Origin of the sequence: Micromonospora sp. A202 (assembly GCF_006715105.1) — a bacterium.
In the GTDB taxonomy this organism is placed as follows: domain Bacteria; phylum Actinomycetota; class Actinomycetes; order Mycobacteriales; family Micromonosporaceae; genus Micromonospora; species Micromonospora zamorensis.
Genome location: NZ_VFMP01000001.1, coordinates 4,321,512 through 4,345,844 on the forward strand (window position 1 = coordinate 4,321,512; position 24,333 = coordinate 4,345,844).

26 protein-coding genes are annotated in these 24,333 nt (G+C 66.7%); 12 read left to right on the plus strand and 14 right to left on the minus strand.

What is annotated here, in order from left to right:
• Positions 1-194 precede the first annotated feature (194 nt).
• Complete coding sequence (locus FBZ33_RS19915) at positions 195-602, plus strand: hypothetical protein (protein ID WP_141910244.1); 408 nt, start codon at positions 195-197, stop codon at positions 600-602.
• Positions 603-970: 368 nt separating this feature from the next.
• A complete protein-coding gene (locus FBZ33_RS19920; RefSeq protein ID WP_141910245.1) occupies positions 971-1,258 on the plus strand; it encodes a hypothetical protein in 288 nt (95 codons plus the stop codon).
• Between the two features lie 88 nt (positions 1,259-1,346).
• On the opposite strand, the gene FBZ33_RS19925 is transcribed toward FBZ33_RS19920, so the two are convergent.
• Positions 1,347-1,778, minus strand: a complete 432-nt coding sequence (locus tag FBZ33_RS19925) for a hypothetical protein (RefSeq protein ID WP_141910246.1) — start codon at positions 1,776-1,778, stop codon at positions 1,347-1,349.
• Between the two features lie 686 nt (positions 1,779-2,464).
• Here FBZ33_RS19925 and FBZ33_RS19930 point away from each other — a divergent pair.
• Positions 2,465-3,181, plus strand: a complete 717-nt coding sequence (locus FBZ33_RS19930) for a GAF and ANTAR domain-containing protein (protein WP_141910247.1) — start codon at positions 2,465-2,467, stop codon at positions 3,179-3,181.
• 195 nt (positions 3,182-3,376) lie between these two features.
• Entirely contained in the window at positions 3,377-3,700 is a 324-nt protein-coding gene (locus FBZ33_RS19935; RefSeq protein WP_185755360.1) for an STAS domain-containing protein, read from the plus strand.
• Positions 3,701-3,778: 78 nt separating this feature from the next.
• Here the strand turns inward: FBZ33_RS19935 and FBZ33_RS19940 are convergent, their stop codons facing one another.
• Both FBZ33_RS19940 and FBZ33_RS33770 read right to left on the minus strand, forming a co-directional pair.
• On the minus strand, positions 3,779-4,519 hold the full coding sequence (locus tag FBZ33_RS19940; protein WP_141910249.1) for a GAF and ANTAR domain-containing protein: 741 nt from the start codon (positions 4,517-4,519) through the stop codon (positions 3,779-3,781).
• A gap of 390 nt (positions 4,520-4,909) precedes the next feature.
• A complete protein-coding gene (locus tag FBZ33_RS33770) occupies positions 4,910-5,365 on the minus strand; it encodes a DUF6766 family protein (RefSeq protein ID WP_370453023.1) in 456 nt (151 codons plus the stop codon).
• A gap of 435 nt (positions 5,366-5,800) precedes the next feature.
• On the opposite strand from FBZ33_RS33770, the gene FBZ33_RS19950 reads away from it, so the two are divergent.
• Complete coding sequence (locus FBZ33_RS19950; RefSeq protein ID WP_185755361.1) at positions 5,801-6,109, plus strand: STAS domain-containing protein; 309 nt, start codon at positions 5,801-5,803, stop codon at positions 6,107-6,109.
• Between the two features lie 396 nt (positions 6,110-6,505).
• Here FBZ33_RS19950 and FBZ33_RS19955 read toward each other — a convergent pair whose 3' ends face one another.
• Positions 6,506-7,321: a SigB/SigF/SigG family RNA polymerase sigma factor gene (locus FBZ33_RS19955; protein ID WP_141910252.1), complete on the minus strand. Its 816-nt coding sequence runs from the start codon at positions 7,319-7,321 to the stop codon at positions 6,506-6,508.
• A gap of 341 nt (positions 7,322-7,662) precedes the next feature.
• Complete coding sequence (locus FBZ33_RS19960) at positions 7,663-8,238, minus strand: GAF and ANTAR domain-containing protein (RefSeq protein ID WP_370453094.1); 576 nt, start codon at positions 8,236-8,238, stop codon at positions 7,663-7,665.
• Positions 8,239-8,775: 537 nt separating this feature from the next.
• Here FBZ33_RS19960 and FBZ33_RS19965 point away from each other — a divergent pair.
• The 6 genes from FBZ33_RS19965 (at position 8,776) to FBZ33_RS32835 (ending at position 13,007) form a co-directional block, all read left to right on the plus strand.
• A complete protein-coding gene (locus tag FBZ33_RS19965) occupies positions 8,776-9,489 on the plus strand; it encodes a GAF and ANTAR domain-containing protein (RefSeq protein ID WP_141910254.1) in 714 nt (237 codons plus the stop codon).
• A gap of 149 nt (positions 9,490-9,638) precedes the next feature.
• On the plus strand, positions 9,639-9,974 hold the full coding sequence (locus tag FBZ33_RS19970) for a helix-turn-helix transcriptional regulator (protein ID WP_141912818.1): 336 nt from the start codon (positions 9,639-9,641) through the stop codon (positions 9,972-9,974).
• Between the two features lie 172 nt (positions 9,975-10,146).
• Positions 10,147-10,914, plus strand: coding sequence for a hypothetical protein (locus tag FBZ33_RS19975; RefSeq protein ID WP_141910255.1), 768 nt, complete (start codon positions 10,147-10,149; stop codon positions 10,912-10,914).
• A 20-nt stretch (positions 10,915-10,934) separates the two neighbouring features.
• Complete coding sequence (locus tag FBZ33_RS19980; RefSeq protein ID WP_141910256.1) at positions 10,935-11,525, plus strand: hypothetical protein; 591 nt, start codon at positions 10,935-10,937, stop codon at positions 11,523-11,525.
• Between the two features lie 1,051 nt (positions 11,526-12,576).
• Positions 12,577-12,693, plus strand: coding sequence for a DUF4259 domain-containing protein (locus FBZ33_RS33775; RefSeq protein ID WP_185755362.1), 117 nt, complete (start codon positions 12,577-12,579; stop codon positions 12,691-12,693).
• A 140-nt stretch (positions 12,694-12,833) separates the two neighbouring features.
• On the plus strand, positions 12,834-13,007 hold the full coding sequence (locus FBZ33_RS32835) for a hypothetical protein (protein ID WP_158240953.1): 174 nt from the start codon (positions 12,834-12,836) through the stop codon (positions 13,005-13,007).
• Positions 13,008-13,124: 117 nt separating this feature from the next.
• On the opposite strand, the gene FBZ33_RS19990 is transcribed toward FBZ33_RS32835, so the two are convergent.
• The 7 genes from FBZ33_RS19990 to FBZ33_RS20020 all read right to left on the minus strand — a co-directional run bounded on the left by FBZ33_RS19990 (position 13,125) and on the right by FBZ33_RS20020 (position 21,239).
• On the minus strand, positions 13,125-13,757 hold the full coding sequence (locus FBZ33_RS19990) for a hypothetical protein (protein ID WP_141910257.1): 633 nt from the start codon (positions 13,755-13,757) through the stop codon (positions 13,125-13,127).
• A gap of 238 nt (positions 13,758-13,995) precedes the next feature.
• Positions 13,996-14,133: a hypothetical protein gene (locus tag FBZ33_RS33080; RefSeq protein WP_199177166.1), complete on the minus strand. Its 138-nt coding sequence runs from the start codon at positions 14,131-14,133 to the stop codon at positions 13,996-13,998.
• A 194-nt stretch (positions 14,134-14,327) separates the two neighbouring features.
• Entirely contained in the window at positions 14,328-15,473 is a 1,146-nt protein-coding gene (locus FBZ33_RS20000; RefSeq protein WP_099855374.1) for an ATP/GTP-binding protein, read from the minus strand.
• 351 nt (positions 15,474-15,824) lie between these two features.
• Entirely contained in the window at positions 15,825-16,985 is a 1,161-nt protein-coding gene (locus FBZ33_RS20005; protein ID WP_141910258.1) for a hypothetical protein, read from the minus strand.
• The gene (locus tag FBZ33_RS20010; protein WP_141910259.1) at positions 16,982-18,142 is read right to left on the minus strand and encodes a hypothetical protein; all 1,161 of its coding nucleotides are present in this window, start codon (positions 18,140-18,142) and stop codon (positions 16,982-16,984) included. Before FBZ33_RS20010 ends, FBZ33_RS20005 begins: the two co-directional genes overlap by 4 nt.
• Before the next feature lie 299 nt (positions 18,143-18,441).
• Positions 18,442-19,632 carry a PIN domain-containing protein gene (locus FBZ33_RS20015; RefSeq protein WP_158240954.1) on the minus strand — a complete coding sequence of 397 codons (1,191 nt, stop codon included), beginning with the start codon at positions 19,630-19,632 and terminating at the stop codon, positions 18,442-18,444.
• A gap of 116 nt (positions 19,633-19,748) precedes the next feature.
• Positions 19,749-21,239, minus strand: a complete 1,491-nt coding sequence (locus FBZ33_RS20020; protein ID WP_141910261.1) for a HEPN domain-containing protein — start codon at positions 21,237-21,239, stop codon at positions 19,749-19,751.
• A gap of 157 nt (positions 21,240-21,396) precedes the next feature.
• On the opposite strand from FBZ33_RS20020, the gene FBZ33_RS20025 reads away from it, so the two are divergent.
• Positions 21,397-22,392 (plus strand): pentapeptide repeat-containing protein, encoded by a 996-nt coding sequence (locus FBZ33_RS20025; RefSeq protein ID WP_185755363.1) that lies wholly within the window; start codon positions 21,397-21,399, stop codon positions 22,390-22,392.
• 417 nt (positions 22,393-22,809) lie between these two features.
• Here FBZ33_RS20025 and FBZ33_RS20030 read toward each other — a convergent pair whose 3' ends face one another.
• A complete protein-coding gene (locus tag FBZ33_RS20030; protein WP_099855390.1) occupies positions 22,810-23,946 on the minus strand; it encodes a site-specific integrase in 1,137 nt (378 codons plus the stop codon).
• The gene (locus FBZ33_RS33450) at positions 23,934-24,317 is read right to left on the minus strand and encodes a helix-turn-helix domain-containing protein (RefSeq protein WP_141910263.1); all 384 of its coding nucleotides are present in this window, start codon (positions 24,315-24,317) and stop codon (positions 23,934-23,936) included. The genes FBZ33_RS20030 and FBZ33_RS33450 overlap by 13 nt, the downstream gene beginning before the upstream one ends.
• Positions 24,318-24,333 lie beyond the last annotated feature (16 nt).

Here is a 24,333-nt window from a genome sequence, read left to right on the forward strand (position 1 = left end):
GACCGCCGACCGCTCGTGAGCTGCCGGCCCAGTGCATTTGGTTGGCGACAGCGCCGGCTCCCGCAGCCGCATCGGTCGATCCGGGGAGCACGCTCACGATCGCCGCGCCTTGTCACCGGCAGGATGGCAGCGGATCGTGGTGCAACGAGCACGAGTTAAAGTGCCGAGTTGGCTGAGGACGCCGGGGGGACGCCATGAGTTGGGACGTTCTGATCTTCGACGCCCCGGCCGACGCCAGGTCGGTTGACCAGCTTCCGCAGGACTTCAACCCGTCGCCGTTGGGAACCGGGCCGGATGTCAGGCGGTGGTTACGTGAAAACCTCCGGGACCTCGACCTCTCGGATCCTGAGTGGGGGCGCTTGGTCGGGCCGACTTGCCACATCGAGCTCAACATCGGGTCGCACGATCCCGTTGATTCGATCATGTTGTACGTGCGTGGAGGCGGCGACGACGTTCTGGTCGTTATCGCGCGGATCGTCGCCTCGGTTGGTGGTCGCGCTCTCGACATCTCGACCGGCGAGTTCCTGACCGGCGAGCCCACTCAGACCGCCGGCTGGCACGGCTTCCAGCAGTACCGGGACCAGATTCTGCGCGGGAGCTGACGCCTGCAAGTCCGGCTGGCGTTGCGCCCGGTCAGATGCTCAGGGTTACAACGCCAGTCACGCCTCGTGACGCCCGGATCGCCGCATGTGCGGACACCTCTGGGGCCCGGGTGAACTACGCTTTGAGGCCGGCCTGCCCAACGCGCGGCGCCGGTACCGCGCGTCACTGAGCCCAGGGGTGGCAGCACCGTTCGAGTCGGGCCAGGCTCCGGGGAGCCGGCTCATAATGAGCGGGCTCCCGAACACAACCCCGTCGGGCCAACCGTGCACCTGCACCAGAGCGCGGCGGAAGCGCGGACGCCTTGGCAACGGCCTCGACTTTCATGGCGTGGCGGCAGGGTGAGCGCGCGTCATGCGAAGGTCTGCCGGTGATGGTGCCTCTTGAATACGGCGGTCGGCGATTCCAGGTAATGGCCTACCACGACGCTATGCGGCATGACGGCCGGGCGCTCGAGCTAGCGGAACTGATAGACGGCGAGCTAGGTCCGGCTCTCGTGACTATCACGTTCGCCAACGAAAGCGCCGGCGGCGCCGAGGTCTTGCTGACCAACTCTGGCCTGCCACTACCGATACTGAGGACATTCATGGAGGAAGCCGTGCAGGAAGAACATCGCATCTGTGAGGTGAGTCTGCCTGGCCCCGCAGAGACGGAGTGATGGAGCCAGCGATGCCAAGTCGTGCTGGGCGTTGGGCCGTTCGACGAGCGCCTGCTCGTCGGCACCTCCGTGGGCCATCCGCGCGCAGTCACTCGGGCCGTGGTGAGGATTCCACGCCACCCCGGGCACGGGACACCGCGAAGGGGTCCTCCGGAAGGAAACAGCCGTAGTCCTGCAGGGGCTGAGTATCATCGAGTACCACCTCTTGCAGCCAGCCGGCCGGCGACAGGCCGTCCGGCCGTCCGCTCACCCGCGCCCCAGGCCGACGTCCACCCACACCAACCATCTCGCCGTCCACGGCGTCGGCGGCGAGCGTTCCGTCCCGATCGAGCAGGGTGTGTACGGCGTCGTAGACGTCAGTAACCGCCTCGGCCGCCTCCGCATCGGTCAGACCCGGGTTGCGGTCGCACAGCGCCTGCCGTGCTGCGGCCATGAACCGGTCCGGGTCCACTACGACGACGTCGCGTCGTGTCCGGATGCTGATCACCATTCCCTCCCTCGGTGCCACGGCGTCCGTCATACCCGGAGGGTAAACCCGCCTGGCCTGGCCGGCAGCCGTCGGCCGCGAGGGCTCGTCGGCCGCAGCACGCACGCTCTTCAACGTGTGCGGACGTTAGCCGCTCCTGAGGCGTGAGCCACTCATGCTGACGCCTTCGCATTCGCCGAAGAGGTCACCATTCAGGAAACCCCGCTCACAGGTTCGCCAGTGGGATTTGGGTCTCAGCTTGCGGGACCCGGACCGACGCCACCGCGACGACAGCCAGAGCCGTACATCGATGCGGGCTGCCCTCGTGATTGGCGCCGACAGGCCTCAGTCCAACGGCCGGCACCAGCCAGTCGACAGGCCGGAGGCTTGACCTCTTCGGTATCCACTGGGAGGTCACGCCGCACCGCTCCACCGCATCACCGCAGGTCAAAGCCCTCGTATCTGTCCGGCATCTGGGAGCACTTCGGGCGCGGAGACCTCTTCGCCAACCTGCACCCAATCTGCTCCCAGATGCAAGGCCGGACAGGTTTGGGCATGCGCCGAAGGTGCATGTAAGCGCTATGCTGTCTCATCTGTGGCCGGCGCCTCTCTGGGTGTCGGCGATCCGGCGTCATGAAGCGGCGCGGTTCCTGGGTTTCTCTTTGGGTGCCCTGCAGTGATCCGCATGCCCGGGCGCCCGCTGGAGCGTCTGTGACGTGCCCTTCTGAGCGACACCAGACATGAATGACGTAGATCCGCTGCTGCCTGCCGTTGCCTTCGCGGAGTTGGGCCGGATCAAGTTCAGCGAAACGGATTTCAGCGGCGTGCTGTCCCGGGTTGCCGGCTCGGCCACCCGGGCCGTTCCGGGCGCCGACCAGGTCTCCATCACCCTGGTCGGGGCCGGCGGCGCGCACACCGCGGCCTTCACCGGCGAACTTGCCCTCATGCTGGACGAAGCACAGTACGAACAGGGCCACGGGCCCTGTCTCTTGGCAGCAGCGGCTACCACTACCGTGCACGTCGTCGACATGGCGGCAGAGAGCCGCTGGCCGGACTGGGCCGGTCAAGCCCTCGCCTCCGGGGCCCGCAGTTCCCTGTCGATCGGCTTGCCGATGTACGAGTCGGTGACCGGGGCGCTCAACCTCTACTCCACCCGACCCGACGCCTTCCGGGCCGATGCGGTGACCCTCGCGGAGACGTTCGGCGACTACGCCGCCGTGGCGATGACAAACGCCCACCTGTACGACACCCAGATGACCCTGGCGCAGCACATGCAGGCAGCGATGAAAAGCCGCGCGGTGATCGAACAGGCCAAGGGCATCATCATGAGCGAGCGACGCTGCACTGCCGACGAGGCCTTCGCGATTCTCGCGAAAATCTCCCAGCACTCCAACCGCAGACTTCGCGACGTCGCCGCGGCGCTCGTAGCCCGCACCGCACCGATCCAGAAGCTCTGATTCGGCACGTCATCGCCGATGTGATCGTCCGCATCCGGGGGTTGGACGGCAGGGCGGCGAGGGTGCATAGTTGCTGTCGAACAAGTTCTGCCTTCAGCAGTGAGGGAACGTGACCGCGGCTCTTGCGGGAGGTCCCTCGTGCACCCTTACGTGCGCGTTCAATGTCCGGCTGAGGAAGGCCTCCTGCGGATCGACGTGCACGTTGAGCCCTCGACACGGGCCCGGATCACTGCCGTCGGCGAACTGGACGGACCCGTCACCGATCATTTCGAACAGGTGGTGCGGGCCATCCTGAGCGAGCAGGACATCCGGAGCATCGACGTGCACCTCGGCGGTGTGTCATTCCTGGACTCCGCCGGCATCAGGTGCCTGTTGACCTGCCAAGAACACGCCCACGAGGCGGGACGTGAGCTACGTCTGAGCAAGGTGAGTCCTATTGTGCGGAGGGTGTTGGCCATCAGCGGACTACTCGGCATCCTCGGCGTGCCCGAACACCTGCCCCCGCCTGCTCAACTCTGAACCGACGCCGGCCCGAAGACCGAGTTTCGCAAGCACACGGGCGCCTGTCCGAGCAGGTGACACCCGGACGGCGCCGACTTACCGGGATGCGCGGCGGGCCAGGTCGCCGGTCGCCGTCAGGTCCGCCGCGACGTCGACGAGCTTGCGGTTGGTGTGCTGACTGGCCCGCGCCAGGACGGCGAAGGCCTGATCGGCGGTCAGCTTGTGACGCTCCATCAGGATGCCCTTCGCCTGCCCGATGACATCCCGCACTGACATCGCCTGATTGAGCTGTTCGAGGTGCTGCGCGCCCGACATCGCCACGGCGGCGTGCGCAGCGAAGAGCAGCCCCACGTGCGCGGAGTCGTCGTCGAAGGCGTGCGTGCGCGAGGAGTACAGGTTCAGCGCGCCCAGGTTGTCCTCCTGCACGTACAGCTGGAACGACAACATGCTCGACACGCCCAACTCGGCGGCGCGCTGGGTGAACAGGGGCCACCGCGTCTCGGCGGTCATTTCCGGCAGGTGCACGGTCTGCTGCTCGTAGACCGCGCTCAGGCACGGGCCCTCACCTACCTCGTACTGCACCCGATCCACCGCGTACGCCAGGTCGGAGGTGCCGGCCCGGGTGTGGACCTCCCGGCGGTGTTCCACCACCGACAGGGCGGCGTACTGGGCACCTGGCACCGTGCCCACCGCTGCCTCCGCGATCGCCTGCAGGGTCGCCTCGACGCTCTCCTCGTGCTGCAACGTCCGCGCCAGATCACTCAGCTTCGCCGCGAGATCGTCCACCTCCACCGGCTGCGGCTGACCCGCGCCCGTGTCCCTGTCACTGCTGGCCATCCCGCTGCTCCCTCAACTGGGCGGGGCGGCCCCGGCCGGGATTTTCTTACCGACCGGGGCCTGACCGGGACGCTGTCGCGAACCGCGCCCCAGCTTCGGCCCCAGGCTATGACGTCAAGCTCACCGTCGCACAGCCGGCCATCCGCTGGCGATAGCCAACGCTAGCTGCTCACCGGCTCCTTGCCGCCCCGTTTGCAGGGAGAGGACCACAGCATCCCCGACCAGGACAGTCCCTTCGAGGATGGCAACGCTGCACGGCACCTGGGAGAGGCGGCGGCAGATGGCACGAGGCATGAATGTCGGCTCTCGTTAGGGACGAATGATCGACAACCGCCTCTGACGATCAGTCAGCCGAGGCTACGCCTGCACCCCCGGGACGGCGCCCAACCGTCACGGGTTCTCCGGGTCCAGGTTCCGCTCGCGGAGCAGGGCGTCGAGCTTGGCCTCGATCCGCTCGTCCGACTCGCGCGACTGGGACGAGCCCCAGTAGTAGAAGAGCGCCAGACCGGCGGCCTGCCAGATCAGCTGGAGGAACTCGGACTGCCAATTCTCCAGTGTTGACGAGAAGAACTGGGGAAGGAATTCACTCCACGAGAACGCCTGCCCGTGCTGGGTGGCCTCGTTGCTTTCCACGGTCATTTGGAAGAAGAATTGGCCAATCCAGGACAGGAGGAACAACGCGCCAGTGACCAGCGCGAAGGCGTAGGCCTTCGGCCATCGAGGCTTGCGAAATGGTGGCCCCTCAGGGTGGCCACGCCGCATGGAACGCCGGCCGTTCTGCCCAGCCGTGCCGTCCGACGAACGTGTCCCGGTGGTCGTGCCTTCTCCGCCCATGACAAACCCCATTTCTACAGGTCAACGCCCACGAACGTGCCCCGGAGCACCGGGCACCAAACCGACGCGGCCTGAGGACGGGGACGGTGCGTCGAGATCACCCGATCACTCGATTACCCGTCGGGGCCTGGCCAGATCGGGCACTCCTCCCCCTGGCACTGGTACCGGGGCACCGACAGTTAGCACTCCTTGTGGCGAGACCGCGGTCGTGGGCTTGGACGTCGTGAGGTGCGGCAGCTGGGAGGTGTACCGCCGGTTCGTGCGGGTAGGGATCATCCCGGGTCAAGACATGCGCCCTCCACCGCCCGCCTGCACGCACTTTCGCACCCGACGGCGGGCAGCCCCAGGGGAAGCGGAGGCGCCATGTTGACCGACGGCATACCTCGGATCGGGCCGAGGCCCCGACCTGCCACCGCGCTGGACCGCCCCAGGCTCCGTGAGCCGATCATGTCATTGGAACTGACCGATGACGGCTCGGCCAGACTGATCACCGTCTCGGGTGAGATCGATATGAGTAACGCGCACCTGCTCACCGAACTGGTGGAGTTCGTGTGCCGCCAGCCTGCGCCGGTGATCGCGGTAGACCTGTCCGCGGTGAGGTTCTTCGGCGCACACGGCGTGAGCGCGCTGCTTCAGGCCCAGGACATCGCCACCGATGCCAGGGCCGCCGTCCTCCTGCGCAACCCCGCGCCGTGCGTCACCTACATCCTCGCCACAACCGGCGCCCTGCGGAGCTTCCGGCTGACGAACACCTGACTCCGCAGCGACACCCGTGATGGCTGCGCAAGAACCCACCGTCGTCGGCCCTGCGCACCAAGGAACTCGTCAGCGGACTCGTCGAAGCCTTCGCCGTGCGTGCCGTCCTCCAGCAGGCCCTCGGGATGATCATGCATCGGCGACACAGCACGGCCGAGGAGGCCTACCTGATCCCGCGGGTGAAGGCGGCCGGGCCGGCAGGTCGCTCATTGAGGCTGCGGCCCTCACCGGACATCACGACGACAGGCCCGTACCCGGAACCCAGGGTGCTGGATCAGTTGCCGAGATCGCACCTCGTCGGTGCCAGCCAACCCCCTGTAGTACCGGTACGGCGAGGGCGCCGTTGGCCCTGCGGCGGCCGGATCCACCGACCGCCGCAGGGCCAACGGGTCGCTCTCACGGGGTGGCAGTGAGCTGCACCCTCAGCTTGGCCAGGGCGCGGGTCAGCAGGCGGGAGACGTGCATCTGTGACACCCCGACCTGTTCGGCGATGCCCTGCTGGGTCAGGTTGCCGTGGAAGCGCAGTGCGACGACCTTCCGCTCCCGTTCGTCAAGGCGCGCGAGAGCCGATGTGAGAGCCAGCCTCAGCTCGGCGAGAGCGAGTTCGTTGTCGTCGCCGCCGAGCGTGTCGCCCAGTTCCCTGTGCGTGGTGCCATCGCCGATCGGGGTGGACAGTGAGACCGCGTTGTAGGCGCGGGCGCCCTCCAGCCCCTCAAGGACCTCCTCCTCCGTGAGGTCCAGGTGCCGGGCGACGTCGGCGGCGGTCGGCGAGCGGCCCAGCAGCTGGGTGAGGGTGTTGTTGGCCTCGGCGATGGCCATCCGCCGCTCCTGCAGCCGTCGGGGAACACGGACGTCCCAGGTGCGGTCACGGAAGTGGCGCTTGATCTCTCCCACGATGGTCGGGATCGCGTAGCTGGCGAACTCGATCCCACGCGTCGGGTCGAACCTGTCGATCGCGTTGATCAGCCCCAGTGCCGCCGTCTGGGTCAGGTCCTCGCTCGGCTCGCCACGGCCGCTGTAGCGACGGGCGAGGTGATGGGCCAGCGGGAGCCAGGCCTCGATGGCCCGGGCCCGGGCGGCGGGCCTGGACAGATCGCCAGCCGGCAACGCGACCATCACGGCGAGGAGATGGCTGGCCGGCGAATCGGGAGCGGTGCTGCGGTCAGCCAGGCTGTTCGTCGGCGCGGGCCGACCCGTCGAAACGGTGATCATAGGTATCCTCCGCTGTCCGATCTGGGCGTCGTCGCGACCTCCGGGTGGGGAGGCCGCATCGTGTCCAGACCGGGGCGGGCCGCCAGCCGTCCGCACCAACCTGTATCAGGGGACATCCAAGTGGGCCTTCACGGCCGCTGCGGTTGCTGGGGTCGTCCGTCACGTGCGGACCCCGAGACTCGGGATCGCGTTGGGCACGTGGCTTGACCCAGAGGAGAGCCTAGAAGGGCCGGCGGGGTTCTGCCACTCGTCAGCAGCCGCACCGGCCCGAGCGGCACGGCTATTGGCCAATGGTGTGCAGGTAGGTGGGTGCGCCGTGGCCGGAGCCGGCGGGCCGCTGCCTACTGCTGTCCGGCGGTTTCGGCGGTGCGCTCCACCATGGCTTGGGCGGCCTCGCGGACGGTGCGGTTGGTGTCGCGCGCCATCGTTGTCAGGCCGGCGAATGCCTGGTCGGGGGTGCAGCGCCGCTCGCCGATGATGATCCCCTTGGCCTGTTCGATGACAGCTTCACTGTCCATGGCGGCGTCCACGTGTTGCGAGAGGGGCACCTGGACGTTGTTGAGGTGGTCGCTGGCCATGGCGAGAGTGGCGTAGCTGGCGAAGGCCTGCGCCACGGCGACGATGTCGGCGTCGAAGGCATGGGAGTCGGTGGCGTAGAGGTTGAGCGCCCCGCCGGTGGCGTGGGCCGGCAGCCCGATGGACAGGGAGCTGCGGGCTCCTGCCCGCAGCGCGCCGGCGGTCCAGCCCGGCCACCGGCTTTCGGTTGCCATGTCGCTGACGGACTTGATGGTGGTGGCGCGTGCGGCCTGCAGGCACGGGCCTTCACCCAGCGTGTACTGCGACTCGTCGAGGGACAGAGCGAGGCCGCCGGTGCACCCCGGGGTGTGGGCGTCAGTGCCCGCAGCACGCTGACGGATGCCTCGGCGACCCCCGGGATGCTGGCCCGGCGAGGTCGACGACGCGTTGGAACATGTCGCGGAGACTCACCTCGCTAGGCTTATCCGCCCGAGTTGCGCGAAGGCATCGATGGGCTACATGGGCTGCTTGTCCGTCAAGAGCGCGTCCTCAAAGGCACTTCGGCGCCTCGGCAGGGCCGGCGTGCGTAGGTCACTACAGGCCACCGCTCCGGGGTGTCCTAGACCTACGCCGCTTCTTGACGATGGTTCGGTCGACGGTTGAAGGCGTCGACTACAGGCCCCAAGCGTAGGCGCCTTCGCGAACCGCCGCCGACCATGGCGAGGGGCGGCACGCGGGCACGGCAGGACGTGGATGACCCCCGACGTCCGGGTAGGGATAGGCTGGGCACCTGTGGCACGGCGCCTTCGATGGGCGCCGTCGAGACCAGCGTCATAAAGCGGCGCGGATCCCGGACTCCGGCTCAGGAGTCCTACAGCGATCCCGCACCCCACCCCAGACATCTGCTGGTGGTACGCGCCCTCGTTAAGGACGCTTTGATGACGCACGTCGAACCCATGGACCCGCACGAGGCGTTCGCCGAGCTCGGCCGTATCCGACTCGCCGACATCGACCTCGACACCCTGCTGGACAAGATCGCGCACCTGGCCAAGCGCACGATCCCCGGGGCCAGTGAGGTCAGTGTCACCCTGCTGCACAGCAACAAACCGCAGACCGCCGCGTTCACCGGCGAACTTGCCCTCACCCTGGACGAGAAGCAGTACGAACGTGGCTACGGCCCGTGCCTGCAGGCCGCTGAGAGCACCTCCACCCTGATCGTGCCGGACACCGGCAGCGAGCAGCGGTGGCCCGGCTGGGCCCAGACCGCCGCCCAGGCCGGCGCGCACAGCTCCCTGTCGGTCGGGCTGCCCGTGCACGAGCAGGTCACCGGTGCGCTGAACATCTACGCCACCACACCGAACGCCTTCGACGACGACGCGATCGCGATCGCCCAGACCTTCGCCGGTTTCGCCGCCGTCGGCCTGGCCAACGCCCACCTGTACGAAACCCAGGCCACCCTGGCCGGGCACATGCAGAAAGCGATGGAAAGCCGGGCGGTCATCGAACAGGCCAAAGGCATCATCATGGGCGAGCGCCGTTGCACCCCCGAGCAGGCCTTCGCCATCCTGAGCAAACTGTCGCAGGACGCCAACCGAAAAGTACGCGACGTCGCCTCGACCCTGGTCGAGAACGCACACCGCCCACAGCCATAGCAGACCGCTGACGCGCACCCGGTATTCGCCGGCAGCTGGGGAGCGTTGAGGGGCGCGGCCGATCATGGCGGCGAACGCACCGCCGCCGTCATCGCCCCACGTCAAGGCGCGTGGCCACATAGTTCAGCGTATGGTTTATTCATTAGATGATGTACTGTCGGGTGGTGGAGACCCTGACGCACGGGCAGGTGCTGGCCCGTTTCGGTCATGCTCTGTCCGACCCGGTCCCCGCCCGCCTCCTGCTCGCGCTGCGCGAGAGGCCCGGCTACCCGTCAGATCTGGCCGACCTGCTGGGCACGAGCCGGCAGAATCTGTCCAACCACCTGGCGTGCCTGCGGGGCTGCGGCCTCGTCGTCGCCGTGCCCGAAGGCCGCCGCAGCCGCTACGAACTGGCTGACGCTCGCCTCGCGCACGCCCTCGGCGACCTCCTCGGCCTGGTCCTTGCCGTCGATCCAGCCGCAGCGTCGTCCTTGGCCCGGAAGTAGTCGTACAGCACACCCATGGCACGCACTCCACCACACGGATACGACAGTGGTTTCCCCCACCGGGGGGACGTCAGGTTGCAGGTCCAGCGCCTCGGTTGGTGGCCGTGCGCTTCGACATCTCGACCGGCGAGTTCCCGACCGGCGCGCCCACTCAAACCGCTGGCTGGTTGACATGTATGGCGGCTGGGGCTCGATCGGCGGCACCCTGGCCCAGGGAACCGCCACGTGCACCGGCGCCTGCACCGTCAACAGTTCCGACTTCCTGCCGCAGGCCGTGACCACCACCAACCAGGTCGAAGGAGAGGCGTTCTTCCGGTCCACCGCCACCACCCGCGGCTCGGTCGGCACCGCCACCGCCACCTGGTCCTACTACTTCGTCAACCCGTCCTGGGTGGCCCCGTCGACTCCGGTAAACGTCACCCCGCCGGTGACCCGCTGCGATCACAACCTGCCTGGCAACAACACCGTGGCCGGCTGCATCATCCGAGACATCCCGCCAGCCATGATCTACAGCGTCTCCTCGGCATACGAGGAACTCGCATGGCACATCCTGGCCGCACAGGACTCCGGGCTACCCGGCTCGCACCCCAGCTACGGTCTGTCTCACCCGGCGCCACTCAACCGCCTGGTGAACGCCGCCCAGCAGACCTCGAACTACAACCGCTCCTGCCCGAGCAGCTACCCGCGACCGGCCGGGCTCAGCTGTGACGAGTATCCGTTCCAGTCCAGCCAGCAAGGCGCGGCCACGGGCGGCGGCGGCCCGGGCCGCACCTTCGGCGGATGTCAAGTGCCACTCCCAGCCGGGACGGGACCGTCGGGGTACAGCGCTTGCATGATCGACAACACCCAGAACAGTGAGGGTGGCAGCGCACTCGGCAGCTTCTACATCGATCAGCGGATATTCAACGCCGACCCGTTCTATGTCTGGATCACCCCGTAGGGGCGGAATATGATCCGGTGGTGAACCAACGAGGTGCGGTGCCGGTCACCGATCACATGTTCCATCTTGTCGATACCGGCACCGTCCTCGGCCCACCACTCACGTATGACAACGGCCTGAGCTCGACCCATCCCGGTGGCGTAGTGGTGTTCACCGGCATCAGTTCCGGCTTCGTGCAAGTCACCGTGGATGCCAGGGATGCGCCACCGGCCACCACCGACCTCGTCGGCTGGGACGACGTCGTCGAGACCTCGGTACACGCACCCGCCGGCCGGATGGTGGTCTCCGGCGTGATGAACGATGCCCCAGAGCTCCCGGTCCTGACACGGTCAGGACCGGGAAGCTACCGGATCCGGATACACGCCCGCGGCCGCGACATCGCCGTCGATCTGGGTGCACTCGAGCCGGTCGAGGATTACCTGGTGGTGGCATGGCCGGCACAACCAGCAACGGAGACCAGCCTCAAACACACCGACACCTTCGGCGCCGGACTGAGAAGCGCCCCGCGCAGGCCGAGACCCGTCCCGCGCACGGAGGAAAGAAAGGCCGCGCGGCATGCCCGGCTGCAGGCAATGGACGAGAAATTCCGCACGCAGGAAACATCAGACTAGCGCTGACCTTCGGTTTCCTTCTGGCACCCACCCAACTGAAGTTTCACCGGTCGGAGACGACCCGTCCTCCGTCGCAGCGCGTTGAGCAGGTACACCACGACAGCGAGCGGCATGACCAGCCGCGAAACCGCCTACTTCACCATCTGGCTATCCGCCGCCAACCCGCACCCCGCCGACCTGCACGACTGGATCCGCCGACGGATGGTGACAAGTGCGTGCTCGTGGCTTATCGGCCAACCTTCTTGATCATCGCAGCCGGCGCGAACTCCGCATCGACACGAGCAGACGGCGTCCGACTGACGGTCGGGAGCTAACCGTCTGACACCTTCGGGTTCGCCGAAGAGGTCTTCACCCCGAAGCGCCTGGTCAGGGCATTGCCCGTGGGATCGGCGTCTCGAATGACGGAACTGCAACGGACTCCAGCAAGCTCACCCGCAACGCTCCACATCGATCTGACGCAGACCTATAGGCGTGGCCTTAGGCGAACCGAGACGTCGGCCGGCACCAGCCATCCCGGGAGCAGCAACGCCTGAGCACTTCGACCTCTACTGGGAGGTCACGCCGCACCGCTCGACCGCATCACCACAGGTCAACGCCCTCGTCTCCGTCCGGAGTCGGTGAGCACTTCGGCACGGAGACCACTTCGCCAACATGCACCCAATCTGCTCCCAGTTGCAAGGCCAGGCCAACCAGCGGCTCCTTACCACCTCAACCTGCGCATACTCCCCTACCAGGCGGCATAGAGCGCCATCGAATGCATCGCAAAGCCGCAGAGCACTCCGCAGGAAACAGGACGCCGCACCCGGCCTGACCTGGGGAAACGTTGAGCCGCAGGCAGGGGTGGGTGCAGTTGAGCGCCGTTCGATGCTGTTGGACGTAGTTCAAGGCCGTTCAGGGCACCCCGCTGCTCCCACCCTGCTCCCCTAAACCCCGCCAGAATCCGCTGCCACCGCGCAGGGTTTACGCTGCGGCGCCCGGCCACCGCACGATCTTCAGTCAGGTCCACAACCGTTGATGATCGGCGGTGGCCGTCTATCGAGGCGAGGGCGATGTGGGCACCTTTGGAACCGGACCGTTCAGCAGTGACGGCGCACTGGACTTCCTTGACGAACTAGCCGAGCGACCCCCACAACAGCGCGCCGAGGCACTACGACAAATGCTCGGCTAGTCCTAGCCAACCCCGGCCTCCTCTGGCGGGAGTACTTCCCCGACCAAGTAGTAGCGGCGGCAGCCCTAGTGGCCGCTAAGTTTCCCGGCGGCGAGCACCTACAGCACCGCCTTACGCAAGTGTCCGAAGAACCAAGCGCAGTGATTCTGCCCGAGCCAGTGCCCGACCTTGCCACGTCCGCGCTCGAAGCGCTGCACTTCGTGGCCGGTCCCGGCGGACCCTGGCATCAAGGATGGACGACCGAGACCGACCAGGCCGAGGCGCAGCAGACCATCGACGGTCTCACCGCCATCCTCGAAGCAGCGAACTCGTAAAGTCCGCCAGACACACCAGTTCAACCGAAGATCGCAAACGACGGCTGCCGTACTAGGTACGAGCGATAGGGGCAACTGCCGAGAGCATCGCCATCCGTTGCCACGAACGGTGGAGACTCAGTCGATGGTGCCTTCGATCTTGTCGGTCAAGTCGAGGATATCAGGGACAGCGCCTAGAACGGTGACCTCGACCAGGGCGCCATCGCAGCCGAACCGGCGGCGGTACTCGTCGTAGGGGTAGTCGGCGATCGGCACCCAGGATCGGTGTCCTCGCATGGGGTGGTTCTTTTGCGTCACCGCCCCAGAGTTGAGCCGGCAGAGTTCGATTCGTGGGCCGTATCGCTCGACGAGGGCGCGGGTGTCGACGTGCAGGACGACTTGGTCCTCGGTGCGGTACTCCTTTGCTTGACGCAGCCGGTCCAGTCGCTCGGCGCTGGCCCAGAAGAAGACCCGAGAGTTGATGGCGGCGAGGTACTCGGCCAGCGAGGAGTCAGGCTCAATTTTCTCGGCGATGAATTTCATCGGCTTCTGATCGCGGATCACGGCCGGCGGCAGGCCGGGCGCGCGCAGAACGGTGGACTGCTTGCGAGGTGCACTCAAGAGTCGGTCACGCTCGCCGGCATCAAGGCCGAACAAATCGATCAGTTGCCGCGTGGACAGCAGGCCGTGCCGTTGCAGCGATGGCCAAGCGGTCGCCGACATCGTATGGAAGACCTGCGGATGGCGCGCGATCAGTTCCTCGACGTCCATGCCGGCCATGATGCCGAACGTCCATGAGCACGGGCCATCGGGGATCCGGTCGACATCCCCCATCCCCCGGTTGACGGGTGGTCTGCAGCGCTGGCTGTCTGCGGCGCTACCTCTACGCCTCCCGAGACAACCGACACCCGTAACGACCGGCTCGCGCCCATAAGCACGTCGTGAGCAAGTCCGGGAAGCAGCGTGACGGCCAGGATCAGGTAGGCGCGCCTCGCGCCCGCGATCGGCTTCAGAAGGGCGGCCGGGGCGTCTCCCAGACCCGCTCGAACTCTTCGGCCACCTGCGGCCACACCAGCGCGAGACCGTCGGCCACCGAACGGATCTCCGCGGCCTGCGGCCCGCAGACGACGAACTCGTGCGGGATCACCCGTCCAGACTGATCCTTACGCCCCAGCGGGTCCGCGATGCGCAACGCAACTCGGTCCCCGGCACGGTGGCAGGTTTCCGGCGCATCACCGGCGTCCGCGAAAGCGGCCTCGTACTCCGGAAGGGGGTCCGAGAATCCACCGGTGAGTAGGAAACGAAAACCCCACGCCCGGCCGCGGGTGGCCCAGATGAAGCTCATCGCACGCTCCGGATCAGGATCTGGTTCTCTTCGCCCTTCTCCAGATCCATCCGGAAGCCGGTCAGCGTGGCCGAGAGAAACTCCTTCTTGGACAGCGCCTCGGCGTTGGCCGCTCGGAGCTTGTCCCCGGCCAGTTTCGCCGCATCGCTCAGGAGATCGGGACCGACGAGGTTCATCAGCAGGCCCAGCGGGCCGGGAAGCCTGGTCTTGGCCAGCAGCGCGGACGCCAAGTCGCCGGCACGGCCGAGTAGGCCCTCGAACACGCGTGCCGGGAGCTGCGTCAACTCATGCCATCGGTGGTGCCGCTCGAAGGGCAGGATGGCGGACAGCGGCAGGATCAGATCCAGCCCGACGCGCTCGGTCACCGTGATCTTGCCCGGCTCGAACTTCGCCGACGAGAGCAGCACGAAATCCTCGCCGATCGATAGCGCCTCGCGGCCCTCCACCAACCCGACGATGGCCTGGCGCAGCTGCTCTAGATCGTCGCAGGCCTTGGCGACGAGCAGATCACGGAACCGGTAGACGTCCAGATCCGGCAAGAGGTCGGCCTTCGACAGCGCCATCACCCAGATCCGCGGGAACTGGGCTAGCGGCTTGCCGTCCTCCAGCAGCTCGTCCCGTAGCGACAGTACGCCGTTGCGGAAGTTGCTAAACAGCGACTTGAGGTACCGATCCTCCTCGCCCGCGTTGTCGAGGAGCTTCTGACCGTCTACCAGCAACAGGGCGACGTCCGAGCTCAGCAGGGACCGGAAGCTGTCGGCGCGGCGCTGGGCCTCCTCCGGGCTCTGCACCGACTGCTCGAACCACTCACCTGGATAGTCGTGCCAGACCACCCGCAGCACGTCGAAGGGCCGGGACTTCGCCACCGCGGGATCCGACCCGTCCTTCATCTGAACTTTGAAGGCGTACGACGTGGCGGCGAACCGGGTGGTGAGCGGCAGCGTCGCGTCGTCCTTCATGCCGAGGTAGTTCTTGTGCAGCCGGTTACCCTGGCCGATGTCTTCCGCCAGGATGTGGAAGAGGCTCCTCTTCAGATACTGCGGCTCCTGGGCGGCCCCGTAGAACGATGAGAGCAGGACGGTCTTGCCGCTGCCGCTCTCCCCGAACACCGCGATGTGCTGCTCGAACGCCCTCGGTTGCATGTGAGGACTTTACGCGAACCGGCGGCGATCGCTTGTCCCCTGGCAGGAGTCCGGCACTTCGGGAAGACGGCCGGCGTAGGTGCCGCGTAGGCATGGTGGCCCGGCCTCGCCCGCTGGCGGAAGCCCGACGAAATCGGTGCCGATATCAAAAGCGTCTTCGATGGCACCACGATCGACCGGCTCATCGGCGACAGCACCGACAACTTCATCGCCGGCGGGCCCGGCGACGGGCTGTTGAGATACAGCCCCTCCCAATGAGCGCCATGTCCGGGAGCTGCCGATAGAAGAAACAGACCATCTTGCCGGCACCCATTGCGCTATTTTTCCGGGGGCTACCTGATCTGGCCACCCTTACTCGACGATGCCCTCTGGGACGCGTTCTTCATTCGGCCTATCGGCCGGGGCGAGACGAGGGCCGCTGGTCAGGTCCTGGATCAGCAGTTCTCTGGCCATCGTCCGGAAGTTCGGGTGCAAGCCGGCGGAGGCCACCAGGAAACCGACGATGTCGGACAGGAGTTTCGCGGCGATCGGGTTGATGTGAGCACTGAAGGCTTTCGACACCGTGGTGCGTTTACGGGCGACTAGTGCCGCGCTGAGCATCTCGGCGTACTGCAGGGCTGGCAGGCATGCGTGTGGTGAACGGTTGAACCGGCCGACGAGTTCGAGAAGCTGGTTGTACCAGGCCGGGAGCAGTTGCGCGCCGCCTTGCGCGGCGGGCGGCACGATGCGGGAGAGCTGTTCGAGCATCTGCTTCTTCTCGCGGAGCGCCACCTGGCCGCCGAAGAAGTATTCGAGGAGGCAGGTCTGAACGTCGGCGGCGTGCGTGGCGCGGATGTGTTCGACCGCGCGGGAGACCGTGAGCAGGTACAGCCATGAGCAGTCGAGCAGCAGCGCGGCATGCAGGGGGTTTGCCGGGTCGAGGGTGCTCGCGGCGTCGGCGAGATGGCTGACCATCTGGGTGAGGTTGCGATAGGGCTCGTAGACCCAGAAGTCGAACTGCCGGTACTCCAGCAGCGGAGCGAGTTTGCGGTCCATCCCGGTGAACGCCTTGAGGTACTGCTCGATCTGAGTAACGTCGAACAGGCGTGCCAGTGGCGCGTCATTCAGGTCCAGTGAGATGGGGTGCTGGGATTCCAGCACGGTGAGGTCCTCTCCGGTGACGACGGCGATCTTCAGCCGGGCGGCGAGCTGCCGGGCGGCGTCGGTGGTCTTGACGGGGCGGACCATGTAGGCGGCGTCGGCACCGAAAAAGTCCCCGACACCACGAATCCAGAACATCCGTTCGGTGGTGTTCCGGGAGGTGCTCTTGCAATCGGCGATAGCGGTCTGCACGCGGAAGCCGGGCGCGATGGTGATCCCGAGAACGTCAAGGTCGGTGTACGACTCGTGACCCGGCCGGTCCTTGCTCGTCGGGACGTAGGCGCGCAGCGGCACGTCAACGCGGGTCGCGAAGCCCATGCGCCAGAGCAGACGTCGCACGGCGGCTTTCTGTGCCAGATCATGCTCGCTCACAGTGCTCCCCGGCCCATCATCACGTCGAAGAACTTGCCGTACTCCTTGTCCGGCACGCGCACCAGGTCGCGGCTGCGGGCTGCGGTTTGGAGCGGCTGTAGGTACCGGGCGTCGAGCGAGAGCATGTCGCGGGCCTGGTCGGAGGTATCGCGGCCGGTGGACATGGGCTCACCGGCGAGCAGCATGTCTCGGGCGATGGTCAACGCCTCGCGGTTGTCCGGTGTGTCGATGAGGGTGGGGCGCACCCAGCTACCCCAGGAGACGTCGTCCGGGCCGAACGTGATGATCCCGCGGTTGCGCATCAGCAAGTATTGCCGCTGTGAGGAGCTATGCGGGGAGATGCTGCCTACCTCAAGCAGGGTGTTGATGAGGTGTGCCGCCCGGGACACGTTGTTGAATCCGCCGAAGTCCTCCGCGCAGCGCACGCACGCGATGATGGCTAGGGCCTTGTCGAGGACCGGTTTGCGGGTGACGAGTAGTTCCCGGTCCAGGGTGTAGGGCAGCGTCGCGAAAGCCCGCATCGAGAGGTCCGGCAGTTGGACGGTCGGCGCGGGCACAAGGCCGCGCGCGACGGCGTCGACCAGCAGCGGGTGCTCGGTCGAGGTGATCGCCAGCCCTTGGTGGTTCTTTAGGGTCTCGAACTCGGCGAGCATCCGCTCCGGGCCATGCGTGGTGAGCAACTCGTTGAGAACGTCGGGGTGCTCGAAGGCGGTAAAAGGCGAGTAGGCGATGTCGCCGTCGATGGTCGCGACGGTCCGTAGCAGCCCGGACTGCTGGCCGATGGTCACGACTCGGCCGGCGTCGGCGCTAGACAGGTTGACCGCCTCGGAAAGGACCTCAACCGGGACCGGACCGCTGGCGAGGCGGTCCACAACGGCCAGCATCTGCTCCTCGAACTGCTTCGGTCTGCGGGACCGCCACCGGCCGCCGAGATCCTCGTACAGGTCACGGTACATCGGGACGTTCTCGGTCAGGCCGGTGACTTCGCCTGCCGGGTTACGGGTGAGTTCGACGAGCTCGGCCTCTTCGAGCAGGTCGAGAACCTGCTCGAAGGCGGTCGGGGCTACGTCCAACTCCGTAACGGCCACGGTCTCCAGCGCGTTCACGTCAGCGATGAGTTGCCGGTCCCGGATCAGCGCGGCCACATCTGCAGCCATCCCGACCAATCGGGTGGTCTTCAAGGGAATCAGGCCGGGTGAGTTCGGGTCGACCGTTCGCAGGCCAGCATGGACATCTTGACAGCGCAGACCCTCGATGTACTGCTCCATCCCCCACCTTCATCGCGTCCGTGCCGAAGTACCGGGCGCTGGGCAGAGCCGCCTCCGAAGCGGAACCGGCGGAGTCAACCCAGCCGCAACAGGTTACTCAACGCGGGCGCATCGCTTTGCCTGCCCACCGTGACCGGCCGATGCCGTGACCAGCACGGTGGAACAACGCCATGAACGCTCAAAACAGGTTATAGCGCCTTCCGTTGGGTCAGTAAAGTGCTGGCTGGCCGACCGAGTTGAAAGCGTCCCCTGCTGGGCTCGACGAAGGCGGCGTTCTCGCGGAGCATCGAGCGCACCTTCGTCTCGCTGGTAGCGACACCGTCCACCCGCCTCAGCGCATCGGTCAGTTCCCGGGCGCTCTGGTCACGTTGTGGGCTGCGAGCCAGGCGATAGAGGCACGCTCGGGTCAGGACCGCCGAGGAAACGTGATTCCCAATGATCTCGTCTCTGCCCGGTTGACTCGGTTGGAGCGTCTCGAACTGCCGTCGCGCGGCATCACGCTGTGTCAGGATCTCGGCGACAGTCGCAGCGGTGGTGGAGAGGCCAGCGCCCAGCGCAGCCTGCACCCTGGCTCTCGTCTCGGGTGTGACGACGTAGCGGACTGCACCTGCGGTAGCCAGCGCCCCGATCACGAGCCACGGCCACGGCACGCGGCGAGCGGCAGCAGTGATCCCGTGGAATACACCTTCGACGGCGAGGCCGAGAAGCGAATTTAGCGCGTGAACGAGCCTTCCGAGCGGGCCGAGGTCACCGACGGCACTCAGCTCACCGCGCCACTGCGCGTGGGCTACGTGGTCGTGCGTCTCGCCGTAAACCGCTCGGCCGGGCGCCTTGTCCTTGCTCAGCAGCGCAGCGGTCAGCAGCAGCGCCAGCGTCGCAGTGGGAACGTCGTCGGGGTCGCAGTACCTGCTGGTAGAGGACGGCTGCGCCAGGTAGTCAAGCCGTCCCTGCTCAGCGACTGTCGTGAGCCCGGCCGGCACCTCCACACAGCGCAGCAGGGGCGCAACGCTGTCCTGCCACGCCGCGCGAACGACTGAAAGACCGAGTCGCCGCTGCCCTGACCATTCCTCCATGTGTTCCTCGACCTCGTGCAGGACGTGTGGTGCGCAGAACAGTCTCAGGACACCCGAGTTGGCCGCGTTCAGCATCAGCGTGCGCGGCTGACCGGCAGCGACCCGCAGCAGGTCGTCCCGGAGCGCGTTGGCGTCCACGACGACAGGAAAGACCTCGGGCAGTAGCGCCGCAGCAAACCGGCCACGCTCGTCCGGGCGAACGACGGGCTTCGCCGAACTTTGTTGATGAGCAAGATCTAGCATGCCCCGGATGACATCTGCCGGCGACGGCGGCGTCCGGGAAGGACTCTGCTCCGCAGCGGTCATCATCGCCTCCCCTTTGACATCGCACCGGCCTTGGAGGCTCAATCGCCACCGCCGAGGCTTGCCCTAAGGATCATGCAATCGGGGTGGGCATGTCGAGCACGTGCTGGTGAGTTGAGTCATGCGCGCCGGCGCCTGTTTCTCAACCTTCGCGTTCGGTACGTCTGAGCGCGCAAGCTGCGGGTCTGCTCGGGAAGTGGCCCTAGAACCAGCTGAAGCGGGCCGTGGATGCGACGCTGCGCCGCGGTCTGCGAAAGCAGCGCAGCGTCGCAATCTTCTCCAGGTTGGAACTGTGGGCCGAGGATGATCAATGCCCGGAGTACCTCCCTCAGGTAGCCGTACAGCCGGCGGGGGAGGTTGAGGAGGTCATCGGCTTGTTTGTCCTTCAGCGGGCTGCCGTGCACGACGGCGGACCGGATGCCGTAGGCGGTCTTGACGTCGTGGTAGATCGCCACCCGGTCGTCGCCGTCACCGTCGCCGATCAAAATCGCAGCGCGCTGCGCGACCTTGCGGCCGTAGTCTCCGTCATTGGAGTCTGGTACGAGCAGGTGCTCCAGTGCCGAGATGAGCCAAAAGATCACTTCGGGGCGGTCGCGGGGCCGGGTCACGTCGCCGTTGGTGCCAAGGAAGGTGCTGAGCGCCAGCAGCCGGTGGGTGCTGCGTCGCAACCTGCCTTCGGCAGCCTTTAGCGCCTTGCCACCCTGCTTGCTCAACGGAGCTGTGGATACGTGGAATGCTTGCAGGTACGGTTCGAGGACCGCCACGGTCTGCAGCATCATGGCGACCTCGTCCGGGCTGGGTCGATATGGCCCCCACGCGGGCTCCTCCCACATGACCTCGCCATTACCGTTGTCGACCAGGCCGAGGCCGGTGCCGCGAATCCGATCGACGACGCGGCCGGGCTCGATCTGATACTCGGCGCCGACGACGACGCGGTCATAAGCAGCCAGGTTGATCAGCAGCAGTGGTGCCCACGCCTCGATCGCCACTTCCGCCTCGGTCAAATCGGTCCCCAGCGCGGCGGGAAACCACGTGTTCGCCCGTGGCTCAAGCCCGGGGTCGGCCTGGCGCAGGACGACGCATCCACCGTTGCGGAGGGCGTCGTCCCACGGGTCCTGGGCGAATCCACGCGCTGACGGCAGCGGGGTCAGCGCGTCCAGGTCGTCGGGACCGATCCGGGCCAGCGTCCATCCGGCTATCTGGTGCTGTCCGGTCATCGGCATGTCGGCATCGATGACGTACATCCTCTCGCCGGGTACCGGCGGCCCGGCCAAATACCCGGCGAGGTCGGACACGACCTGGTCCGGGATCACCGGCTCCGGCAGGTCGGCGACGAGGTCAGCAATACCGAGGGCGTGTAGCGTCCTACGGTTCAGCCGGCGACCCCAGGTTTCCAGGTCGGGGTCCGGTGGGTCGTCGAAGTCGAGGGTGTGCAGGTAGCCGCTGGTGCGGGCAACGGTGGTGGCGTGGTCGTTGACCTGGCGTAGCCGGTTGGTAATGCCTGCCTTTACGTCCGGTGCTGGGTCCTCCAGGCTGCTGCGGTGTTGCCACAGGAAGGCGGCCAAGTCGCGGATTGCGTCCATCAGGGTCTGGTGCGCGTCTGTGCCCACCGGCAAATCCTGTCATTATCCGGACCTCGCGGCCAGGACGACCATATGTCGGAGATCGGAATCCTTGCCCCTGTGAGCTGCAATGGAGTCCGTGCCTCCTCGTCGTCGTACCCGCGCTGTCCCCGCTCGCCAACCTTTCGAATCGCCTTGGCAGCGGGTGGCCGCAGCAGCGACAGCCCTGGCAGCGGTCGGCGCCTTGCTCGTGAGCAGCATTTCGATCATCTATACGGGACGCTCGGTCGATGCTGCCCGACAGCAGGTCGAACTGCAGGAGCGGGGTCAGATCACAGATCGGTTTGCACGAGCAGTAGAGCAACTTGGCGCGGAGCAGACCAGCGTACGACTAGGTGCGATCTATGCACTTGAGCGCATCATGCGTGACTCGCCAGCGGATCAACCGGCAATAATTGAGGTTTTGTGTGGATTTGTGCGGGATCGGTCCCCGAACAAGGGCACCAGCTACGACCCGTACGAGTTCAGCTGGGCGGCCTTCACGGAGAAGCCCTGGGTCCGCCGGCTTCCGCCTACGGACATCCAAGCGGCGGTCACCGTCCTCGGCCGTCGCGACAGCGGTGCCGACGGTGGCACCATTGTCGACCTTTCTGGCGCCCACCTTGACGGCGCGACTTTCGTCGGCCACTTCCAGCGCGCAAACCTCACTCGCTCCTCTCTTGTAAAGGCGAACTTGTGGGGTGACTTCGAAAAAGCGGACTTCACGGAGTCGGATCTTGCGGGAGCGAAAGCCACCGGAAGAGTGATGACCGCAGTTACCCTGAAGTACGCTCGTCTCGACCAAGCGGACTTCAGTTACGCCCATCTCGAGCGCTCGGACTTGTCCGGCATCTCCGGGTCGGTCGTGAACCTCAGATTCGCGTTGCTTGCCGAGGCTGACCTGTCTGATGCCCGAATGCACGGCGCAGGCTTACAGTTTGCTCAGCTCCAGAGCGCATTGCTGCGAAGGGCCGACCTATCGAGAGCGTCGTTCGGACCCGCAAACGTCCAGGCCGCCGATTTCGAAGGTGCCGACCTGCGCGGCGCAAACTTCATCGAGACGAACAACATGCCCCACCAACTCAACTGCGTAAAAGTTGATGAACAGACGCGGCTGCGAAGCCAGACGACGGTGAGCCAAATCGACTGCGCCACCGGTTAGGATGGAGAAATTGTTAGCGAGCACGCAGAATTTACCAGGTCGGTGACCCCTGCGCCTCGACTCGACCAATCTTTCGCCAGCACGCCATCGCCCGGGAGCGGGGTGGCGGGGCTTCGCACTGACCGCAGAATCCGGCGTCGTTGTAGAAGCCCGCGAAGGTTACCGCGGCGTACCGGTACGGCTGGGTGAAGGCGTCAGCTATCCGTTGTGCCTCTGCCAGGTCCACCGGTCGGCCGGATCCGTTGCTCGCCACGATCCCGGAAAGCGGCAGCCACCATTGCTGGCCGCTGTGACGCTGCGAGGGGACCGGTTGGGCGGTGGGTGCGACGAGTTCGATGTGGGCTGCCGGTCGCGCGCACCGCGCACGGTGGTTTCGCGACGAAGGCCTGGGGCATGACTCTCATCTTCCCCTGTTCGTTAGGCGACCACGCGCAGCCGTCGGACGGTATCGCTGGCATGGTCGGGCTGGGTGGTTTCCCATCGACGTTGCAGCGCTTCGACGACGGTGGTGATCATCGGCTCGGTGACGTGGCTGTAGATACCCCGTACACCGGCGAGGCGGTGACCGAGGCGGCGGGCTTGGGTGATCTCGGGGATGCCGTCCTCGATTAGCCAGGTCTTGTGGGTGTGGCGCAGGTCGTGGAAGTGCATGCCGGGCAGGACCGGTGGGATGCCCCGTTGAGGGTTGCCGGTGACGGCTGGGGTCCAGGCGCGGCGGTTGAAGTTGGAGCGCCGCTGGTGATGACCGCGAGCCCCGGGGAAGACGAGGTCGTGGGGTTGTTCGGCGAGGTGGACGGTGAGCAGGGTGGTCAGGAAGCGGGGTAGCCGGATGTGGCGGACGCTGTCGTTGGTCTTGGGTGGGCCGAGGAACAGCTTGCCTTCGACCTCGTGCAGTGCGCCGACGTCGGGGTGGACGTGGATACTGCCGGTGGTGAGGTCGACGTTGTCGCGGGTGAGTCCGGTGAGTTCTCCCCAGCGCATGCCGGTGTAGGCGGCGGTGAGGATGAGCAGTCCGTCGCTGGGGCGGGCTTGGCGGGCGACGATCGCGGCGACCTGCTCGGCGGTGGCATGCGGTCGTTCAGCGCGGATGCCTTTGGGGATGCGGACTCCCCGGCAAGGGTTGAAGGGAACGCGGCGGTCTTCGACGGCCTCTTGCAGAACCATCGACAGGACCATGATCACGTCGGCGACGGATCGTGGTGAGAGGCGTTTGCCGAGGGCGACGGCGAGGGTTTTGACGTGTTGGCGGCGGATGTCGACCAGCGGCAGCGGGCCGAGGGCGGGCAGGATGTGCAGCCGTAGGTGACTGCGGTAGGCGGCCCAGGTGGCGGGGCCCGCTTGGTGGGTTGTTTCCCAGATCGGGACCCAGTCGGCGAGGGGGATGCGTCCCCCTCGGGGGTCGATGAAGGTGTCCCGGGCGGTTTCGACGTCGATTTCCTTGGCGCGGATGACCGCGTCGGCGCGCAGGTCGTGGGCTGAGTCGGTGGTGACGGTGCCGTCGGGCATGCGCAGGCGTACGCGGAATCGGGTGCCGCGTTTTTCTACCCAGGCCATGGTGTGGTCTCCGTCCGGTTGGTGTCGGGTGCGGTGGTGATTGACGCGTGGCTGTCGGGGTGGGGCAAGTCGCCGGTGGGGTGCCGGCGTCGTCGGGGGGCGCGCCGGCCGGTGGGGGGTTGGGCGGCGGCGGCGATGATGGCGGCGAGGTCGGCGGCTGAGAAGCGCAGGTGCTTGCCGAGGAAGGTGCAAGGAATCTGGCGGCGGCCGGCGCGTCGGCGCAGCCATGACTCCGGCACGCGGAGTCGGGCGGCAGCCTCGGCTGGGGTGTAGAGCTGCGGACCCTTCTCGTTGTGGACTGCTGGGCGGTGGTCGACGGTGGGGGCGGTCGGTGGTGGTCGGCGTCGGGCTCGGGGCAGGTTGGCAGACATCGGTGGACTCCCGAAC

Coding starts and splice junctions, on each gene's coding strand:
- FBZ33_RS19915 (WP_141910244.1), top strand. CDS start 195: ATGAGTTGGGACGTTCTGATCTTCGACGCCCCGGCCGACGCCAGGTCG.
- FBZ33_RS19925 (WP_141910246.1), bottom strand. CDS start 1,778: ATGACGGACGCCGTGGCACCGAGGGAGGGAATGGTGATCAGCATCCGG.
- FBZ33_RS19930 (WP_141910247.1), top strand. CDS start 2,465: ATGAATGACGTAGATCCGCTGCTGCCTGCCGTTGCCTTCGCGGAGTTG.
- FBZ33_RS19940 (WP_141910249.1), bottom strand. CDS start 4,519: ATGGCCAGCAGTGACAGGGACACGGGCGCGGGTCAGCCGCAGCCGGTG.
- FBZ33_RS33770 (WP_370453023.1), bottom strand. CDS start 5,365: ATGGGGTTTGTCATGGGCGGAGAAGGCACGACCACCGGGACACGTTCG.
- FBZ33_RS19950 (WP_185755361.1), top strand. CDS start 5,801: ATGTCATTGGAACTGACCGATGACGGCTCGGCCAGACTGATCACCGTC.
- FBZ33_RS19955 (WP_141910252.1), bottom strand. CDS start 7,321: ATGATCACCGTTTCGACGGGTCGGCCCGCGCCGACGAACAGCCTGGCT.
- FBZ33_RS19965 (WP_141910254.1), top strand. CDS start 8,776: ATGACGCACGTCGAACCCATGGACCCGCACGAGGCGTTCGCCGAGCTC.
- FBZ33_RS19970 (WP_141912818.1), top strand. CDS start 9,639: ATGTACTGTCGGGTGGTGGAGACCCTGACGCACGGGCAGGTGCTGGCC.
- FBZ33_RS19975 (WP_141910255.1), top strand. CDS start 10,147: ATGTATGGCGGCTGGGGCTCGATCGGCGGCACCCTGGCCCAGGGAACC.
- FBZ33_RS19990 (WP_141910257.1), bottom strand. CDS start 13,757: ATGGACGTCGAGGAACTGATCGCGCGCCATCCGCAGGTCTTCCATACG.
- FBZ33_RS20000 (WP_099855374.1), bottom strand. CDS start 15,473: ATGCAACCGAGGGCGTTCGAGCAGCACATCGCGGTGTTCGGGGAGAGC.
- FBZ33_RS20010 (WP_141910259.1), bottom strand. CDS start 18,142: ATGGCTGCAGATGTGGCCGCGCTGATCCGGGACCGGCAACTCATCGCT.
- FBZ33_RS20015 (WP_158240954.1), bottom strand. CDS start 19,632: ATGACCGCTGCGGAGCAGAGTCCTTCCCGGACGCCGCCGTCGCCGGCA.
- FBZ33_RS20030 (WP_099855390.1), bottom strand. CDS start 23,946: ATGGCCTGGGTAGAAAAACGCGGCACCCGATTCCGCGTACGCCTGCGC.
- FBZ33_RS33450 (WP_141910263.1), bottom strand. CDS start 24,317: ATGTCTGCCAACCTGCCCCGAGCCCGACGCCGACCACCACCGACCGCC.